The sequence below is a fragment of the Leptospira semungkisensis genome (assembly GCF_004770055.1).
Lineage (GTDB): Bacteria > Spirochaetota > Leptospiria > Leptospirales > Leptospiraceae > Leptospira_B > Leptospira_B semungkisensis.
The window spans coordinates 37,627-55,108 of sequence record NZ_RQEP01000018.1 but is presented as its reverse complement, the minus strand read 5'-3'; the positions used below and the strand labels follow the sequence as shown (position 1 = coordinate 55,108).

Below are 17,482 nucleotides of genomic sequence, written 5' to 3'. Positions count from 1 at the left end.
GAAAAAAAAGGATTTATCTCCCAGCATTTAGTTTTAAGGTGGAATAGGTTCTCGGTTTGCTATTTCCGGAACTTATTCATCTACCCCTTTTCATTCAGGAGAATTTCCATTCATGGCTGAGAATCTCGCCCAGTTGTTTCGTGAGGCAGCGGATACATTTAAAGATCGTCCTGCTTTTTATTATAAGAATGCTCAAAAGAATTATTTGCCTCTCACCTATTCGGAGTTATACGAAAACGGTTTAAATCTTGCGGAAGCATTAATCGATTTAGGCATCCAGTCCAGGGACCACGTAGCTCTGGTTGCGGACAATAGAATAGAATGGATTATCGCCGACTGCGCTATCATTCTTACTGGAGCGGCAGATGTTCCGAGAGGAACTGATATCACTGACTCGGAGATCGTTTATATCGTAAGCCATTCCGAAGCAGAAGTTGTATTTATCGAAAACGACAAGATGCTGGAGAAATTCAACCGAAACAAATCCCAGCTCGGAAAAGTAAAAACCATTATCCTAATGGACAAGGATTCCAGCGCTCCTGGGGTTCTGAAAATGTATGATCTGATCGAAAAGGGAAAACAGCTGAGAGCATCCGGTTCTCGTAAGACAGAAGATAGAGTTGCTGCGATCCATCCGGACGATCTTTTCACTTTGATCTATACTTCAGGAACTACTGGTCTTCCTAAAGGAGTGCAACTGAAGCATTCCAATATGATGCACCAGGTTTTGAACGTAACTCCTATGTTGAAGATCAATTCGGAAGCTAGACTTCTTTCCATTCTTCCTATCTGGCACGTTTTCGAAAGAGTTGTAGAGTATGTTTGCATTAGCATCGGTGCTTCTACATATTATACAAACGTAAGAGATCTTCGCCAAGACCTCGCGACTGTGAAGCCTACCTTTATGGGTTCTGCTCCGCGTCTTTGGGAAAATATCTATAACGGAATCTATACTCGGATCAATGATCCTAGCCAAACTCCTGCACTTCGCAGAGGGCTTTTCAAACTTGCTTACTTCTTCTCTGATAAGAAGAACGCGGCTGTCCGTTTCCTGACCGGAAAAGAAGTGGATTATCATGGAAGAAATCCAATCTATTCCCTCTTTTACGGAATTCTAATGTTAGTTCAATTGGTTCTGACTGGACCTTTTATTCTGACTGTTCTTTCTTCTGTTGCTGCTTATTATTTTGCTTCTACAGAACTTTCTTTCTTGAGCCTACCTCTCTATATCATAGCAGGACTCGGAGTATTCTTCAATAGCGCAACTCTAGACAAGATCGTTCTTTCCAAAATCAGAACTGCTACCGGTGGAAAACTGAGAGCTTCTATATCCGGAGGAGGAGCTCTTCCTCGCCATGTGGATGAGTTCTTTAACAATATCGGTATCAATGTTTTGGAAGGCTACGGTATGACGGAAACTTCTCCTGTTCTTTCCGTAAGAACATTCCAAAAATTGATTATTGGATCCGTAGGTTCCATCGTTCCTAAGACCCATCTTCAGATCAGAAATGATAATAATGAAGTGTTAACTGAGATCGACGCAAACGGTAAGATCGTAAAAGGAAAACTAGGCCGTAAGGGCGTTGTTTTTGTGAACGGTCCTCAGGTAATGAAAGGTTACTACAAGAACGATGAAGCTACCGCTAAGACTCTCGTAGACGGCTGGATGAATACCGGCGATATGGGAATGATCAACTTCAAACATACCCTGACTCTTACAGGAAGAGCTAAGGACACTGTGGTCCTACTCGGTGGCGAAAACGTGGAGCCGGTTCCTATCGAGAACAAACTCCAAGAGTCTGCATATATCAGCCAATGTATGATCATAGGCCAGGATCAGAAAAATCTGGGAGCGATCATTGTTCCTGATTTCGAGAAATTGGACGAGTGGGCTAAGGAAAACGGAGTCGATATCTCTAACAAAGACGCATTGATCGACAACGCGAAGGTAGTGGATCTATACAAAAAAGAGATCAAGGCTCTAAACAATTCCAAAAACGGATTCAAATCTTTTGAGCAAGTGACACCATTCTTCTTGGTTTCCAAGCCTTTCGAAGTGGGAGACGAGCTGAACAATATGCTGAAAATGAAACGGCATGTGATCGCTGAAAAATACGCTGATAAGATCAAGAAGGTCTACACTGCGGATAAATAAGATTTCCTTAATACGCGAGATCTAAGCCTTAAAAAGGCTAAATTTTCAAGAAAAGCCTCGGGTGCGTTAAGCCTCGGGGTTTTTTTTTGCCCTTCTGATTTTTAGAGTTAGCCGATATTCGGAATATATGGCGAAAACTCTTCTTACCCAACCTAGTATATTCGAGCCTTACGGTCACTCAGACTTATATGCCTTGGACAATCTGTATTTTTCACCTTTGAAAGAGAAAGAAGTTTGGGACTTTTCCAGGATCAGAGAGTTTTCGCCCCTAAATCTGGGATTCATTTTTGCAAGAGCGGAGCTTGGCCTCCGCAACGGGAATCTTGAGATTGAGACGAGTGGGCTCAGCCCGAATTTTAAAAAAGGAATCTGCCTTACGCAAGGTTGGGAAGATGCTCCCGGAATTAGATTCGATGCATTCTTACCGCAAGTCATGGGTTCCGAATACAATTTCTTCTATAAGAGATTGGAAGAAGAAGATAGGCATTCCATATTTTCAGAATTCTTTGAGGGAGAAGGATTTTCTCTCCAAGGAAAATGGAAGGATAGAAATTTCCTTCTTCTTTTCTCAAGATCTAATTCAAAAGATAGAAACCTTCCTTCGATTCTAAAAAAAGTTTCCGAGTTCAATTCTGAAAATCAGGTCCGAGGAAATTTCTTCCTTCGTACAGAAAAGCAATCCTATTTGAACTTTCTAAAACCGAAAGAATCCTTTGGTCCTCTTTTTCTACAAGAGAAGAAGTTGGAGCAGGATCCTTTTCTATTCCTAAGCTTGGATTATTGATCTCTTTCTAATTATTCTAAGTGCTTGCTAAATAGAAAAGCTTCAATGGCTTCGTAATCTTCTTCTTCCGAAAGATCCATGATCTTCTTTAATAAGAAGTTTGCCTGTTTCAATCCTACCGAGCCGAGTATCTTTCGGATGGAACTCACAAAAGGAAGTGCTACCGAGAGTTCTCTGAATCCTAAGCCTAATAATAAAATCGTAAAATTCGTATCGGAGGCGAGCTCCCCGCAGATACTTAGAGGTTTTTCATATTTCCAAGCAGTTTCTACGATTTGAGAAAGAGCTCTTAAGAAAGAAATATGAAATGGGTTGTAAAGATTTGAAACGTTAGCGTTGTTTCTATCTACCGCCATTAGATATTGCAATAAGTCGTTTGTTCCTACCGAAAAGAAATCTACTTCCTTTGCCAGCACATCCATCGAAGAAACTGCAGAGGGAGTTTCTACCATCACTCCCAATTTGATCTTCTTATTGAATTTTTCTTTTTTCGCGGAAAGTTCTCTTTTGCATTCCTCTAAAATCGCTTTTGTCTTTCTGATCTCTGCGACGCTAGTTACCATCGGCAGAAGAATGCTAAGATTTCCGTAAGCCGAGGCTCTTAAGATGGAGTTCAATTGCTCTTTGAACCAATCCACATTCTGGAGACTATATCGAATCCCTCTATTTCCTAAGAACGGATTCTCTTCAAATTCGCCTGTAGAAAATTTATCCGCTCCTATATCGAAGGTTCTGATATAAACAGGATTCGGATCCATTTCTTCTGCGATCCGTTTGTATGCTAAAAACTGTTCTTCTCCGGATACGTTCTTGTCCTGGTATTTTAAAAATAAGGATTCGGAACGAAAGAGTCCCACTCCGTCCACGTCCGCTTTCTTTGCTATATCGCAGTCAGTATCCGATTCTAAATTGCATTTTAAACGGATGCGTATTCCGTCCTTGGTGATTGCCTTTTTGGGTTTAGAGGATTTTTCTTCTCCGAACAATGGAGATGAAGCACCATAATATTTTACTTCTTCGATGGTCGGATTTCTGACCATCTGGCCAGTGTCTGCGTCCAGAAAAACATACTCTAGGTCGTTTACGTTTCTGTAAAATTCCCTAAGACCAACTACAGTAGGAATTCCGTAGTTTCTTGCAAGGATGGCCATGTGGCCCGTCTTACCACCCAGATCGGTTGCGATTCCTCGTATCCTACTCTTGTCCATTAAGATCATCTGAGAAGGAGTGATCTGTCTCGCGACTAAGATCACATCTTCGGATTGATCTGCGAGAAAGGAGACTTCTTCTTTTTTATCTAAAAGATTTTCTAAGATTCGATTCGATATATCTTGGAAATGGTCCGATCTTTCTCTGAAGAAAGGATTGTCCAATCTTGTGAATTTATCCGTGAGTTCATTGATCGTATTCTGGACTGCTAGAAATGCGTTCTCGTTGTATTCCTTGATCCGACTTCGAAATGAATCCTGAAGCCCAGGATCATCTGTAATTGTAACTTGGGTCTCTAAGATCTCTTTGAGTTCCTTGTCTTCCTCTCTAGCTTTTAATTTGGTTATGATGGATTTTAATTCCACCTTAGAAGAGTCGAGAGCCTTAGAGAGTTTGGATAATTCTTCTGGTTTTTGGGATTCGTGAATATAGGCCCCGTGAGCGAGATGTCTTCTCTTGGTACCTATCTTTACGCAACGGCCGTAAAATCTTCCCGGAAAGGCGACAATTCCTTGGTACGTGATTCTTTTGGTGCCGTTCATCGATTTTACTGCTTGCAAGCTGTATAAACCGAGTTTTCTGAATCGACAAGTCTTTTATAAAGAGGGATAGGGGTTGGTCCGACCGGCTTTCAACGGTCGGATCCAAACAAAAATTATACGACCGCTGCCTTTCTTTTGAAGAGGGGAATCCTGCGGCTTTTGTATTTTCCGAGCTCGTTCCCTGTTTCGGAACTCATCACGAGTTTCGCCATAGAAACGTCTAGGGCATGACCCGCCTTGGAAGCAAGGTAATGTCCTATAATCGGTCTTCCCGCAATGGAAAGATCTCCGACCAGATCCAGGATCTTATGTCGGACACATTCATTTTCATAGCGAAGAGATTCGTTCAAGTATCCATCCTGCGTGAGCACGATCGCATTGTCCAAGGACCCGCCCATTGCCAGTCCTCTCGCTTGCAGAGCTTCGACATCTTTGAGGAAGCCGAAGGTTCTTGCGGGAAGGATCTCATTTTTTAGGACGTCTCTGTCTAAGTTGACCGTGATGTTTTGGCCTTTGAGGAGGGGATGAGGGAAGTCGATGGTGTAGGTCACCTTCCACTCTTGGCTTGGGAGAATGACTAGATACTTGTCTCCGTCCACTACCCACATGGGATTCTTGATATAAATAGGTTCTATTGATTCTTCAAATTCCGTATAGCCAGTATCCTCGAAAGCTTCCAAGAAAGGAAGGGAGGATCCGTCCATGATAGGAACTTCTACAGAGTCGATTTCTAGGATCATATCGGTGATCCCAACGGAGAAAACGGCCGCCATCAAATGCTCTACCGTTTGGACTCTATGCAGTCCGTCTCCCAATGTGGTGGCATTACTTGTATCTACCACATTGCTTAATTCCACAGGGATCGAAGCCTTGTCTTCTCCCTTGCGGTATTCAAAGACAATTCCGGTTCCAACAGGTGCCGGATGTCCAATCAGATTCACTTCCTTGCCGGAATGAAGTCCGATACCCTTAATTCTAACTGTTTCTTTTAATGTTTTTCTATGTTCCGTGAAATTCATCGGTTTCCTGTCCCGGTTCTAATAAGAACCAGGGTCCGTATCTCGCTTTGCACCGGGCCTCTTATTCTCTGACTGTTTTTTCGATCAGAAAAAATAACCCTTTAGGACTATAGAAGCAATATCTATGCCAGGTGCAGTGCAAAAAGACGTTTTTAGAAGGGGTGTACGCGTTGATTCCAGTCCGATTAGACATAATCAGAAAGAAATTTCTGTACTTCTGTCTCTTTTTTACAACAGTGTTGTTTTAGGGAGACAGAATCCTTTTTACCATGGTAACTCTTCCCCGTTCTGGTGAAAGAATCTTCCGGACCTTTCTAGGGTAAGAGAATCGATCTGTTGGAAGAGTCCCTCGGCTGCGGATCTGGGGGGAATGCCCTGTCTGCCGGTCATTTCTGTGGCTACCATACCCGGATGATAGATGCCAACCGCCATCTTTTGGGGGCGGAGGTCTCTTGCCAGGCTCACGGCTCCCGCATTCAATGCGGCTTTGGACATTCTATATCCATAATATGCTCCGGAAGAATTGTCTCCGATAGAGCCCATTCTGCTCGTGATAAATGCAATCCTTCCCCCAGAAGAAATTTTAGGGAGAAGAAGTCTTGTAAGACGAATGGGAGAGATCGCGTTTACCAGGATCTGAGTCTCCAATTCTTGGAAGTCCAAACTCTCTAGATTGTCCGGGATCAGTATTCCCGCATTATTGATCAGGATATCTATCTTGGTTCCGGATAAGAAGGAGGAAAAGGACTCAAAACTTTGGCTTTGTGTTAGGTCCAATCCCTCATAAATTTTGACTCCGATCCTTCGTAATGGTTCGGATGCTTTTCTGCAGGCGGAGATGACTTGGTATCCTTTTTCTGCGTAGAGTGTGGAGAGTTCTAAGCCGATTCCTCGGTTCGCTCCTGTGATCAGTACATGTTTCATAAAGTAGTAAAAGAAAGATCTGTAATCGAATTGACGGTTCAGAAAATATTTTCCAAACTCTCTCGGATATGCAATATCAGATTACTCACAAACCTTCGTTCTCCTTATTGAAACTTAGATTGGGACCGGGTCAATCGATTAAATCGGAAGCGGGAGCCATGGTTTACATGAGCTCCAAAATGCAGGTCGAAACCAAGATGGGCAGCGGATTTCTTTCCGCACTTGCTAGAAAATTTCTGGGAGGAGAATCTTTCTTCTTCAATACGTATACCGCTCCGTCTGACGGAGGAGAGATCGGGCTCGCGCCTGACCTTCCTGGAGATATCATCGAACTAGACTTAAACGGAAAAAGTGTGATGGTGCAATCCGGATCTTACTTAGCTTCCGACTCAGGCATCCAAGTCGTTTCTAAATTCGGAGGGCTTCGTTCTCTCTTCGGAGGAGAAGGTCTTTTCTTACTCGAGGTCTCCGGAAGTGGTAAGGCTTTCTTAAGTTCGTATGGTGCGATCGTTCCCATCCAAGTACAAGGAAATTACACGGTCGACACAGGACATATCGTAGCTTTCGAAAATTCTTTGCAGTTCAGTGTAGGAAGAGCCGGCGGTAACTGGAAATCCACATTGCTTGGTGGAGAAGGTCTTGTCGCAAACTTCTCCGGAAATGGAACTCTCTGGATACAGAGTCGAGTGCCTTCCGGTTTCATCACTTGGCTCACTAGACTTCTGCCTGTGTAATCGATTTCTCTAGGATAAAAAATGAATATTCAATTATTATATAAACCTTCTTACTCCATCGCTAAGGTAAATCTTTCTTCCGGTGAGTCGATCAAGGCGGAAGCTGGCGCGCTCATGAGCATGAGTTCCCATATTCAAATACAAACTGCAAAGGCTCAGCAAGGAGGACTGTTCAAATCCTTGAAGGCTGCCTTCTTAGGAGGAGAATCCTTTTGGATGAATACATTCACTGCTCCACAAGCAGGAGAAGTTCTTCTTGCTCCCACTCTTCCCGGTGATGTGGAAAAGTTGGATTTGAATGGGACTGTATTTGTGCAATCCAGTTCTTTTCTCGCTGCCGATCCGAAGATCGATATAGATACAAAGTTCCAAGGATTGAAAGGATTCTTTAGCGGAGAGTCTTTGTTCTTTTTGAAACTTTCAGGCAACGGACCTCTCGTCATTTCCAGCTATGGAGGGATCGAGGTCTTGGATGTAGAAGGCGAATTCATCGTAGATACAGGACATATAGTCGCTTTCGAAGAAGGTCTGCAATACGAGATCACCAAATTCGGAGGCTGGAAGTCTTTCTTTCTAGGTGGAGAAGGATTCGTCGCAAAATTCAAGGGAAAAGGAAGGCTTTGGATCCAATCCAGAAATGTGCCGTCCTTAGGTTCCTGGTTCAGAGAAGAACTTCCTCCTAAAAAACAATAAGGTCATTTTATGAAACACGAAATATTAGCAAAACCTGATTTTCCAATTATCAAACTTACTCTAAACTCAGGAGAATCCATTCGCGCAGAATCCGGTGCGATGGTTGCCATGTCTCCTAAAGTAAAGATGGAGACAAAGGCACAAGGTGGGATCTTTGCTTCCGCTAAGAGAGCACTCTTTAGTGGAGAAAGCTTCTTCCAAAACACATTCACTGCAGAAGGTGGAGAAGGAGAATTGTATCTTACTTCGGCGACGCAAGGAGACTTAGAGCATCGCAGTTTAAAGAACGAAGAATTGATCCTGAGTAGAGGCGCCTATGTGGCTGGAAGTACGGATCTTGTCGTTGACAGCAAATGGGGAGGCTTCAAGGGATTCTTTGCAGGAGAAGGATTATTCTTTTTGAAAGTAAGCGGGAGTGGAGATCTTTTCTTCTCTAGCTTCGGAGCAATTCATACTGTGGATGTGGACGGGACCTATATAGTGGATACCGGACATATTGTAGGATTCGAACCTAGCTTGGATTATACCATAGACAAGGTTGGCGGATTGAAATCTCTCTTCTTATCTGGAGAAGGTTTGGTCGCTAGATTTTCCGGAAAGGGAAGATTGTATGTTCAGACCAGGAACCAAAACTCATTCGCTTCCTGGGCAAACACTTGGAGAAGAGTGGTACGTTCCAGTAACGGAGGCGGGGGAGATTAATTTCTCCCCTGGTATCCGATCACGTCCATAAAGGCAGAAACTGAAAAGACTGCCTTTCCTGGACCTGGTTCTCCATAACCTGGAGGAACTGGAAGATTATATTTTTCGAATGTAGCCTTCCATACTGTGAGCAATTCGCAGAAATATTCCAAAGGAGGTCCTGCTTGCGTTCCTAGAGTCGTATAAGGCTCAGGACACCAAGCAGTGAAACGAGGCATGATCCCCTTAGACATAAAGAAGTCTAGTCCTTCTCCTGTGGAGCGAATCGCTTCGGCAACCGTTGCAAATCCCCAAGGCTGAGAAAGTTCCACACCACCTACAAAGTTCGGGATTACATAAGAAGGTCCAAAGACCTCAGCAGAGTCAACGATCCTTCTGATCCAAGTATCTCTACCGATATAGGACTCTTTACCAGGACAGATCTTGCGAAATAGCTCCGGTTCCCAGACCTCGTAATTGGGATGATAGACTTGGATGCCAGCGTCCTTAAACTTTTGACAGTCTTCCTTCTCCCAAGCTTGGGAAACAATTTTGCCCATCCATCTACCAGGAAATCTTTGCTCAATCGCTTGTGCGTATTCTAGATAGAAATCGATTTCATTCTTCTTCTTGAGAGAAGTGATTACAGAACCTCCGGTAATCGTGTACACCTTTGCGATCTCGTCTTCTGCATCGATCCAAGAGAGAACTTCTAAAAGATCTTCTATGTCCTTGACGCCTGTGTATGGTCTTCCCGCATTCTTTTGTTGTCTGTAGTTATGATTGATATCGCAGTAGGCGCACTCTTCGTCTTTTCCGAAGTATTGGCAATTGCGGAATACTGTAAGGTAAATGAGATATCCCCATTCAATGACAGGAGCGATCTCTCCGGGAATCTTTCCGGATTTGGTCTTGTGTCTGTACCAAGCAGGTTTAGGAGGATATTCTAATTTTCCTAAAAAGGTTTCTCCTAAATATAGACCTGGTCTTCCTTCGTCAGTTTGTCCTGCCTGGATTCGTTTTACCTTGTAAGGCGAGTCTGGATTATTGCGAGTAGAAACCACAGTCGGTAGAAGATTGAAATATCCGCCAGTGATCTTGATTTCTTCCGGAGCCTTGGAGTCGGTTCCTTCCTTCATGTCAGCCAAAGGAATATGATCAAAAGAAAAGATGAAGTAATCCTTTGTCTTATACTCTTCTCCCACTTGGAAAGATTCAGGAAGAAAGTGGATTCCCTGCCTCAGAATATCCTGTTTCAAGATAGCTTCGAAAGGGATCTGTTTGTATTTCCGTTCCATCTCCTCGAGTAAGGCTATGGAAGATTCTGGGCGAAGGGTGCTTGTACTCATCTTAACGACAGACTGTTTCTGCGGGAAGTTTTGGCATCTAGTTTTTGGCTTTTTCTATCTTGACTGGGGCATTTGAAGACTTAGTTTTTAGGCCGAAATGAGACGATTTGCCAGTAAATTCTTTCTTTTCTCTTGGGTTCTCCTTCTCGGATCGGTTTCTTCTTTTCATCTATTTGCGAAACCGAAGAAGGCTGTCGAAGTTACTACAAAAAAGCCCGGCTCCTTCTCCGATCTGGACTTTGAAAAGGTAGCTTCCGGATATAGGGAGCCTACGGATATTCAGTTCTATCCAGATGAGCCGGACACAATGGTGATCTTGGAAAAACGGGGAAAGATCTATACTTACAATCTGAGTAAGAAAGAGGGAAAGATCATCGCTGATTTTACGGGCCATGTGGAGACCAGATCGGAAGAAGGGCTACTCGGGCTCGCGTTTCATCCTAGGTTCAAAGAGAATCATTTATTCTACGTGAATGCTGTCTCCAAGGAAGCGGGGAAGGACCAAACTTTGATCCTGGAATTCAAATGGGACGAGACTCGGACCATTCAATGGAAGGATAGAAGGCGGGTCTTATTGAGAATCGATCAGCCTTATTCCAATCATAATGCGGGGCAGCTTTCTTTTGGACCCGATGGAAAATTATATATCGGTTTCGGAGATGGAGGAGCCGGAGGAGATCCGCTCAAGCATGGGCAAAATACTTCCACGTATCTCGGGACCATGATCCGTATCGAGCCCAATCTAGATTCGGAGGCTCCCGCGTATAAGATTCCAGACGATAACCCCTATAAAAACAAGGCTGGTTACCTATCTGAGATATGGGCCTATGGACTTAGGAATCCATGGCGATTTTCCTTCGATAGTCTGACGGGAGATCTCTACGTAGCTGACGTGGGCCAAAATCTTTGGGAAGAAGTAGATCTCATTCTAAAAGGCGGGAACTACGGATGGAATATAACGGAGGGATTTCACTGCTTTTCTCCGCCGAACAACTGTTCAAGACAAGGATTACAGGACCCTTTAGTAGAATATGATCATGAAACTGGTCAATCCATCACCGGCGGTTACGTATATCGTGGGAAAAATCTTTCCTTTTTGCTAGGTTGGTACGTTTTCGCGGATTTTGTTTCCGGAAAATTCTTCGCATTCGAGACTGGAAAGGGAAAAAGACCCAAATTAATGCTCCTAAAGGAGAGCCATTATCAGATTAGCACATTTGGCAGAGATCCCTCAGGTGAGCTATATTTTGCCGATTTTGGCACAGGAAATATCTTCCGTTTAGTAAAAAAAAATTGAAATAAATTGAAAATCCAGGATTCATGAGTGTTAACCCAATATAGATCGGACTGCTTCCACCGCGGTTCCAATCAATCTCGATCAAAAAGGATAGGGGTATGAATAAGATCATTTCCGTTGCATCAGCCGTCCTAGTGGTCGGTCTGTTGACTTCCGGAGCTTGTAAAAAGCCAGCCGAGAACGCGGATTCCGCGAGCGCAAAACAGAACCAACCATCGGCCATCGTAGTATTTAGCGTAGGGGAAGCTAGAATCCAACACGCAGACTTAACCGAAGACAAAGCAAGTTTAGGAACAGCTTTGAAAGAAGGGGATAAGATCCAAACCAAGGCGAATGCTAAGGTGGATATCCAATTCGGAGATGGTTCCGCAGTGCGTATCGCTGAAAACTCTAGCTTAGAATTCGCGACTTTAGCATTGAATACCCAAGGCAATACCGACACTAGATTATCTTTAGTTTCAGGTAAGGTCTTCGCTAAAGTAAACAAGGCAACCAAAGACGACCAATTTTCCGTTATTACTCCAACCGCAATCGCTGGTGTTCGCGGAACTTCCTTCGTAGTAGATCGCACAAAGAGCGACAGATCCGTCGTGAAAGTGCTCGAAGGTTCCGTAGCGGTTTCTCCAAGAGTTCGCGCTCTTGAAGGAATGTCTGCAGAACAGATTTCGGCTAACGCTGACGTGAAGAAGATCAAGGACTCTCTGGATAAATCAGAGGTCATTCTTGAGAAAGACGAATCTTCTATTGTAAAAGCTTCCGACAAAACTTTCGGAGAGAAAGAAGTTAATAAGCTCAATGCTTCTCTTGAAAAAGATATTCCTAAAGCGGTTACTAAAATTACCGGTTCTGGAGTTTCTAAAACAGAAGAGCAAGAGATCAGAACTATCGTTACTCTGGACAAAACGACTACAGACAAGTTAGCTAAACTGAATGTAGATCCTAAAACCGGAAAAGTTGACGAAAAGACTGCCGCAGAAAACGAATCTGAGAAAAAGAAAATCGAAGAAGAGTTAGCTAAGCGTCAGGCTGAAGAACTGAAACGTTTCAAAAACGTTCTTGTTTCTGCTCCTAAAAATCTTAAAACCAAACAAGATCTCGTAAACTACTACGAAAAACTCGAAAAAATCGTATTAGTGAACAAGACTACCATGATCGGCGCAATTGTTGATCAACAAGGTAGCACGATGATCGTTCACACCGAAGACGGTATTAAGAAAATCAATCAGGACGAAGTGCAAGAAGTCATCTACGACTTCCAAACTAAGTCAGATAACTAAACCGCAAGGCTTAAAACAAGCTCGATCGGTGGAAAAATCCCGAGTTTACGAAAGTAGGCTCGGGTTTTTCTATTTTAAGAGCTAACGCTTTTGAACTGAATTTAAGATTTTTTAAATTTGGGAGAAGGAGGAGAATCAGAGTAACGATTCCAGATCCTTAAGATGGATTCGGACACTTCTTCCACATCTAAGATAAGCACCTTGTCCTTATAATTGACTAGAAGTTTTCCTCTGCCGAATTTTTGGATCTCTCCCCATTCAACTCGGAATCCTTTAATTAAACTCAATGTATCGAATAGAAGATCTTTGATCTCCATTTTTGAAACAGTTCCTTCTTTCTTGGAAAGATAGGAAAGGATGGAGTGAAAAATAATCTTCTTCATCTCCGTGCCATCCGGCTCCTCCGGAAGACTATCTCGAAATTTTTTTAGTTTCCGTACCACGGAGTTTGCTCATCCGCATGATAAGAACTTCTGACGAGAGGCCCTGAGAATACTGTTCTGAATCCGATAGATTTACCAAATTCCTTTAGTTCTCTGAATATATCCGGATGGATATATTCATGTACAGGAAGATGAGTAGGAGTCGGCTGCAGATATTGGCCGAGAGTTACCATCTGAACTCCGGAGATTCTGAGATCTTTTAGAGTTTGTCTGACTTCATCCAGAGTTTCACCTAATCCAAGGATTAATCCGCTCTTCGTTAAGAATCCTCTTTTAGACGCGTGTTCCAGAACTCGGAGAGAGCGATCATATTTCTTTGCAGGAGCAACGGTAGGAAAAAGCCTCTCCACTGTTTCGAGGTTATGATTGAATATATCAGGTTTTGCAGAATAGATGAGCTCTAGACTTTCTTCCTTTTCTTTGAAATCTGGAACAAGGATCTCGATCTTACAATCCGGAAGTCTCTCTCGTATAAGTTCTATGGTTTGCTTATAATGATTTGCGGCTCCATCGGTAAGATCATCTCTGTTTACGGAAGTGATGACCACATGTTGGAGCCCTAAAGCCTTCGCAGATTCCGCGACTCTCAAGGGCTCTTCTGGATCCAATGAGAAAGGCTTTCCGAAGGCCACATCGCAATAAGAGCATCGCCTTGTGCAAATATCACCTGCGAGCATATAAGTTGCGGTCCTTCTGGACCAACAATGATTCAGATTAGGACAGGAAGCGCTTTCACATACTGTATTCAATTTTCCTTGTTCTACAGAACTTCGAACGGTAGAAACTGAGTTGTCCTTCTCCCTAAACGGAAGACGGACCTTGAGCCAATCCGGTTTTTCGGGAGCTGGTTGGTAACCGGTAGATCTGGGCTTTTTCTTGAGAGGATTCACCCTTATAGCTAAGTTGCAAGCTCGGGAAGAGTCAAGTGTTTTGGGTAGCCGGATTTCCCCGGGTCTCCGATTCTGGAGATCAGGCCTTCGGGCCTTTGCTGAGAGTCATTTTGAAAGGGAAATTCGGGAAAAACACGGAACAAGAGAGTTCCGAAAAAGGATCCGGTATTCGGATCAACCGCTATCTTGCAGACTGCGGTTTCGGCTCCCGCAGAAAGACGGAGGAACTCATTCTTTCCGGAAAGGTTCGTGTGAACGGAGTCGTAGAAACGAGTCTGGGCATTCGAATCTCTCCTATGGACCGGGTCATGGTCGGGAATAAACAGGCCATTCCTCCCGAGAAGAACGTTTTTCTGGCATTGAATAAACCTAAGGGATATCTTTGCTCTCACGGAGACAAATTCCATTCTCATACTATCTTTGAACTTCTTCCTGGCAAATTTGGAAGGCTTGCAATTGCGGGCAGACTGGATTTGGATTCAAGAGGACTTCTTCTTCTTTCCGACGATGGAAATCTAATACAAGAGATCACTCATCCTTCGGAAGGTTCCGAAAAAGAATACAGTGTTTCTCTGGATTCCGAAATCCCTTTCGAAAGAGTGAAAGAACGTTTTCTAAAAGGATTCATGGACGAGGGAGAATTCTTAAAGGCGGAGAAGGTGTTTTCTCAAGATAGAAAACCAGAGTCCGATTCTTTTAGAGTGGTCCTCAAACAGGGAAGAAAGCGCCAGATCAGAAGAATGTTTGCGGCACTCGGTGCCAAGGTTACTGATCTGCAAAGAATCCGAATCGGCAAACTTACATTAGAAAAACTAAATATTGGAGAAGGCAAATTCGTTTTGCTGGATCCTAAAGCTTGGAGACCATGAATTTTACCAGTTTAGAATTTTTATTTTTTTTCTGCTTGGTCTTTCTGGTTTATTGGAACCTTCCGGATCGTTTTAAGAAACATTTTTTGATATTTGCTTCTGCGTTCTTCTACGCGTTTGCTTCTTGGAAGTTTTTATTTCATCTGATCGCAGTCGTCTTGGTAAATTGGATCCTGATCCGCTTCTTTTTGGAAAGGAAATGGTTCCTATTCGTATCCATAAGTTTTAACGTCCTAAACCTAGCATTCTTCAAGTATTTCTATTTTTTTGCGGATCTCGTAGGAACTATTATCGGACTTCCTTCTCTGCAGAACAAACCTGCTTTGGATTCTATTCTTTCGAACGCATTGCATTGGTCCGGTTTTGAAGTAGTGCTCCCTCTGACAGTGAGTTATTACACCTTCCAGTTGATCTCACTCGCTGTGGATAAAAAGAAGGGACTCATTCAAGAAGAAGTCACTCTTAGTAAGATCACTTCGTTTATCTTTCTATTTCCTGTCATGATCGCGGGACCTATTCTTAGGTTTAACGATGTTTCTTCCCAATTCGATTCTCCTAAGATGGAAAAGGAAGATATGGTGGATGGTCTTTGGCTCGTTGTGATCGGCCTTTTTAAGAAATCTGTCGTGTCTATCTTAATGTCCGGTTCTATTTTCCAAGTGTTTGCGGAGCCTGCTTCTTTTTCAGGAGGAGCGCTTTTAAGCACAATCTACTTCTTTGCGATCTATTTGTATCTGGACTTTTCAGGACTTACGGATATTGCCCGAGGAATGGGAAGACTTCTTGGATTCCAACTTCCTCAAAACTTCAAGGCTCCTTTCTTCTTTACTGGATTCGGAGACTTTTGGCGTCGTTGGCACTTGACCTTCTCCTTCTGGATCCGTGATTATTTGTACATTCCTTTGGGAGGTTCTCGTTCCGGAACTTTACGCACTTGTTTGAATTATCTAGTCGCTTTCGGTTTGGGTGGTCTTTGGCACGGAGCCAATTTGAATTATTTATTCTGGGGACTTCTCACCGGATTTTATCTTTCTTTGGAAAGGGTCTTCACCGATTGGAAGATCAAACTCATTCCGGATATTCCTTATGTGAAGCGTATATTCGTGTATCTCGCTGTATTACATATATATTGTATTTCTTGGATTTTGTTTTTCACTCCAGATCTTTCCTCCGCGTTCCAAGCAGTGATGAGGATATTCATTTGGGCGAAAGGAATCGATTTCCCAAATATGGAGCCTTGTATTTTTGCTCTTCTTGTAGCGATCCTATTCCACTCTGCAGAAGAATGGCCGGAAAGATTTAAGACTTCCTTTAAGTGGAAGTTGGTATTCTTACCGATTGTTTGGATCTTAGTTCTTTTGGCTTTGCCGAATGGAAACGCCGACTTCTTCTACGGACAGTTTTGAAAGAATCATGAAAAAGAAATTTATCTATATCCCATTCCTTTTCCTCATCCTTCTATTTTTTATAGATAAGATCTTCACACTGGATTTTTTCCAAACTTCCTTTTATCAGGAAGGAAATCCTGTGTATTATGCGCAGAGAAGACATCTTTTCGAGCGTTTGCAAAAGGATCCTTCGATTCAGAAAAAGGATCTTGCCTTAGCTTTCGGTGATTCTCGTGCTTATCCGTATTCTTCTAAAACTCTTCCACCGGAGATCAGTGAGAATTGGACTGTGTATAATTTTTCAGGACCACAGGCTGTTCCTGCTTATGGATTTTACTGGTTCCAAAAAATCATAGAGTCCGGTATCAAACCAAAAGTCGTTTTCTATGTGATCAGCCCGGAAGGCTTTGATGATTCCAAGGGTTTGCTCTATGATCCATTTCTTCGTTTAGGAGCAGACGATACATTCCTTGTGAAGTATTGGAGAAAATTCTCAGTCGGTGACCAAACGGATATTATTAAGCAAAAGCTTTTCACGATCCGAAAGGTCAAACCCGGATTTAAACTTTTCTGGAACCGTCTTACTTCAGGAAATTTGAATTTGTATAATCCTGAATCCAATCACGAAAATCTGATCCTGGAATTGGGGAACGGAGAGCAATTGGCCTATGCTAGTGCGAGCAATAATCCTTCTAAGCTTGCAAAGGATGCGCTTAGACTTAAGAGTCTCTATCTTTCCGGATTTACATTGGGAGAAACAGAGTTCTTCTTTGTAGAGGAATTTCTCAAGCTTTCTAAAGAGAATGGGATCAAGACTTATCTGATTTGGCCTAAGGTGTATCCTGGATATAGAGCCGGTTATTATGAACTCGGTTTAGAAAAGACTTGGTGGCCGCGTATCCAAGAGCTTTCTACAAAGTATGGAGCCTCTGCCGCAAACATGAACGAGCTCAGTTCTTGCGATGTATACTATGATGCTTCTCACCAAAGCGTGCTTTGCATATTGGAACAATCTAAAATCTTAATGGATGATTTTTCTGGAAAGAAGAAGCTTCCTTGAAGGCTCTTTAAAGTTTTGATATAAAATTAACGTTTTTATTGTAAACGCTTTCTGTTTTTAGTTTTGGTTCCATATCAAATAGATCGGAAAGCGATATTTTTTTCGTATTAGTTTTCCATTCAGGAAATTTTCTAGGCATCGACTCTCAGTAGAATTGGCTGAGAACGA

The 17,482-nt window shown here is 42.8% G+C and carries 16 protein-coding genes; 10 read left to right on the top strand and 6 right to left on the bottom strand.

What is annotated here, in order from left to right:
* Positions 1-112 precede the first annotated feature (112 nt).
* A complete protein-coding gene (locus EHO59_RS11725) occupies positions 113-2,155 on the top strand; it encodes an AMP-dependent synthetase/ligase (RefSeq protein WP_135588207.1) in 2,043 nt (680 codons plus the stop codon).
* A 127-nt stretch (positions 2,156-2,282) separates the two neighbouring features.
* On the top strand, positions 2,283-2,939 hold the full coding sequence (locus EHO59_RS11720) for an LIC11631 family protein (RefSeq protein ID WP_135588205.1): 657 nt from the start codon (positions 2,283-2,285) through the stop codon (positions 2,937-2,939).
* An 11-nt stretch (positions 2,940-2,950) separates the two neighbouring features.
* Here EHO59_RS11720 and ptsP read toward each other — a convergent pair whose 3' ends face one another.
* From ptsP to EHO59_RS11705, 3 genes are all read right to left on the bottom strand, one after another.
* Complete coding sequence (gene ptsP, locus EHO59_RS11715; protein WP_135588203.1) at positions 2,951-4,690, bottom strand: phosphoenolpyruvate--protein phosphotransferase; 1,740 nt, start codon at positions 4,688-4,690, stop codon at positions 2,951-2,953.
* A 113-nt stretch (positions 4,691-4,803) separates the two neighbouring features.
* Complete coding sequence (lpxC, locus tag EHO59_RS11710; RefSeq protein ID WP_135588201.1) at positions 4,804-5,709, bottom strand: UDP-3-O-acyl-N-acetylglucosamine deacetylase; 906 nt, start codon at positions 5,707-5,709, stop codon at positions 4,804-4,806.
* Between the two features lie 264 nt (positions 5,710-5,973).
* Entirely contained in the window at positions 5,974-6,633 is a 660-nt protein-coding gene (locus EHO59_RS11705) for an SDR family oxidoreductase (RefSeq protein ID WP_135588199.1), read from the bottom strand.
* Between the two features lie 68 nt (positions 6,634-6,701).
* On the opposite strand from EHO59_RS11705, the gene EHO59_RS11700 reads away from it, so the two are divergent.
* The 3 genes from EHO59_RS11700 to EHO59_RS11690 are packed head-to-tail and all read left to right on the top strand — an operon-like array spanning position 6,702 to position 8,762.
* Entirely contained in the window at positions 6,702-7,367 is a 666-nt protein-coding gene (locus EHO59_RS11700; RefSeq protein WP_135588197.1) for a TIGR00266 family protein, read from the top strand.
* 21 nt (positions 7,368-7,388) lie between these two features.
* Positions 7,389-8,060: a TIGR00266 family protein gene (locus EHO59_RS11695; RefSeq protein ID WP_135588195.1), complete on the top strand. Its 672-nt coding sequence runs from the start codon at positions 7,389-7,391 to the stop codon at positions 8,058-8,060.
* Positions 8,061-8,069: 9 nt separating this feature from the next.
* Positions 8,070-8,762, top strand: a complete 693-nt coding sequence (locus tag EHO59_RS11690) for a TIGR00266 family protein (RefSeq protein WP_135588193.1) — start codon at positions 8,070-8,072, stop codon at positions 8,760-8,762.
* Here EHO59_RS11690 and EHO59_RS11685 read toward each other — a convergent pair.
* Positions 8,759-10,090 (bottom strand): radical SAM protein, encoded by a 1,332-nt coding sequence (locus tag EHO59_RS11685; protein ID WP_135588191.1) that lies wholly within the window; start codon positions 10,088-10,090, stop codon positions 8,759-8,761. The genes EHO59_RS11690 and EHO59_RS11685 overlap by 4 nt on opposite strands.
* A gap of 97 nt (positions 10,091-10,187) precedes the next feature.
* Here EHO59_RS11685 and EHO59_RS11680 point away from each other — a divergent pair, with 97 nt between their 5' ends.
* Together EHO59_RS11680 and EHO59_RS11675 are read left to right on the top strand one after the other, a co-directional pair.
* Positions 10,188-11,387, top strand: coding sequence for a PQQ-dependent sugar dehydrogenase (locus EHO59_RS11680; protein ID WP_135588189.1), 1,200 nt, complete (start codon positions 10,188-10,190; stop codon positions 11,385-11,387).
* Between the two features lie 98 nt (positions 11,388-11,485).
* Positions 11,486-12,664 carry a lipoprotein LipL45 gene (locus tag EHO59_RS11675; RefSeq protein WP_135588187.1) on the top strand — a complete coding sequence of 393 codons (1,179 nt, stop codon included), beginning with the start codon at positions 11,486-11,488 and terminating at the stop codon, positions 12,662-12,664.
* Positions 12,665-12,765: 101 nt separating this feature from the next.
* Here the strand turns inward: EHO59_RS11675 and EHO59_RS11670 are convergent, their stop codons facing one another.
* Both EHO59_RS11670 and lipA read right to left on the bottom strand, forming a co-directional pair.
* Positions 12,766-13,047 carry a hypothetical protein gene (locus tag EHO59_RS11670; protein WP_342776320.1) on the bottom strand — a complete coding sequence of 94 codons (282 nt, stop codon included), beginning with the start codon at positions 13,045-13,047 and terminating at the stop codon, positions 12,766-12,768.
* Positions 13,048-13,091: 44 nt separating this feature from the next.
* Positions 13,092-13,997: a lipoyl synthase gene (gene lipA / locus EHO59_RS11665; protein WP_135588183.1), complete on the bottom strand. Its 906-nt coding sequence runs from the start codon at positions 13,995-13,997 to the stop codon at positions 13,092-13,094.
* A gap of 110 nt (positions 13,998-14,107) precedes the next feature.
* On the opposite strand from lipA, the gene EHO59_RS11660 reads away from it, so the two are divergent.
* The 3 genes from EHO59_RS11660 to EHO59_RS11650 are packed head-to-tail and all read left to right on the top strand — an operon-like array spanning position 14,108 to position 17,314.
* A complete protein-coding gene (locus EHO59_RS11660; protein WP_210413082.1) occupies positions 14,108-14,866 on the top strand; it encodes a pseudouridine synthase in 759 nt (252 codons plus the stop codon).
* Entirely contained in the window at positions 14,863-16,272 is a 1,410-nt protein-coding gene (locus tag EHO59_RS11655; protein ID WP_135588181.1) for an MBOAT family O-acyltransferase, read from the top strand. Before EHO59_RS11660 ends, EHO59_RS11655 begins: the two co-directional genes overlap by 4 nt.
* Positions 16,273-16,279: 7 nt before the next feature.
* The gene (locus EHO59_RS11650; protein ID WP_135588179.1) at positions 16,280-17,314 is read left to right on the top strand and encodes a DUF1574 domain-containing protein; all 1,035 of its coding nucleotides are present in this window, start codon (positions 16,280-16,282) and stop codon (positions 17,312-17,314) included.
* The last annotated feature ends 168 nt before the right edge of the window (positions 17,315-17,482 follow it).

Coding starts and splice junctions, on each gene's coding strand:
- EHO59_RS11725 (WP_135588207.1), top strand. CDS start 113: ATGGCTGAGAATCTCGCCCAGTTGTTTCGTGAGGCAGCGGATACATTT.
- EHO59_RS11720 (WP_135588205.1), top strand. CDS start 2,283: ATGGCGAAAACTCTTCTTACCCAACCTAGTATATTCGAGCCTTACGGT.
- ptsP (WP_135588203.1), bottom strand. CDS start 4,690: ATGAACGGCACCAAAAGAATCACGTACCAAGGAATTGTCGCCTTTCCG.
- lpxC (WP_135588201.1), bottom strand. CDS start 5,709: ATGAATTTCACGGAACATAGAAAAACATTAAAAGAAACAGTTAGAATT.
- EHO59_RS11705 (WP_135588199.1), bottom strand. CDS start 6,633: ATGAAACATGTACTGATCACAGGAGCGAACCGAGGAATCGGCTTAGAA.
- EHO59_RS11700 (WP_135588197.1), top strand. CDS start 6,702: ATGCAATATCAGATTACTCACAAACCTTCGTTCTCCTTATTGAAACTT.
- EHO59_RS11695 (WP_135588195.1), top strand. CDS start 7,389: ATGAATATTCAATTATTATATAAACCTTCTTACTCCATCGCTAAGGTA.
- EHO59_RS11690 (WP_135588193.1), top strand. CDS start 8,070: ATGAAACACGAAATATTAGCAAAACCTGATTTTCCAATTATCAAACTT.
- EHO59_RS11685 (WP_135588191.1), bottom strand. CDS start 10,090: ATGAGTACAAGCACCCTTCGCCCAGAATCTTCCATAGCCTTACTCGAG.
- EHO59_RS11680 (WP_135588189.1), top strand. CDS start 10,188: ATGAGACGATTTGCCAGTAAATTCTTTCTTTTCTCTTGGGTTCTCCTT.
- EHO59_RS11675 (WP_135588187.1), top strand. CDS start 11,486: ATGAATAAGATCATTTCCGTTGCATCAGCCGTCCTAGTGGTCGGTCTG.
- EHO59_RS11670 (WP_342776320.1), bottom strand. CDS start 13,047: ATGAAGAAGATTATTTTTCACTCCATCCTTTCCTATCTTTCCAAGAAA.
- EHO59_RS11655 (WP_135588181.1), top strand. CDS start 14,863: ATGAATTTTACCAGTTTAGAATTTTTATTTTTTTTCTGCTTGGTCTTT.
- EHO59_RS11650 (WP_135588179.1), top strand. CDS start 16,280: ATGAAAAAGAAATTTATCTATATCCCATTCCTTTTCCTCATCCTTCTA.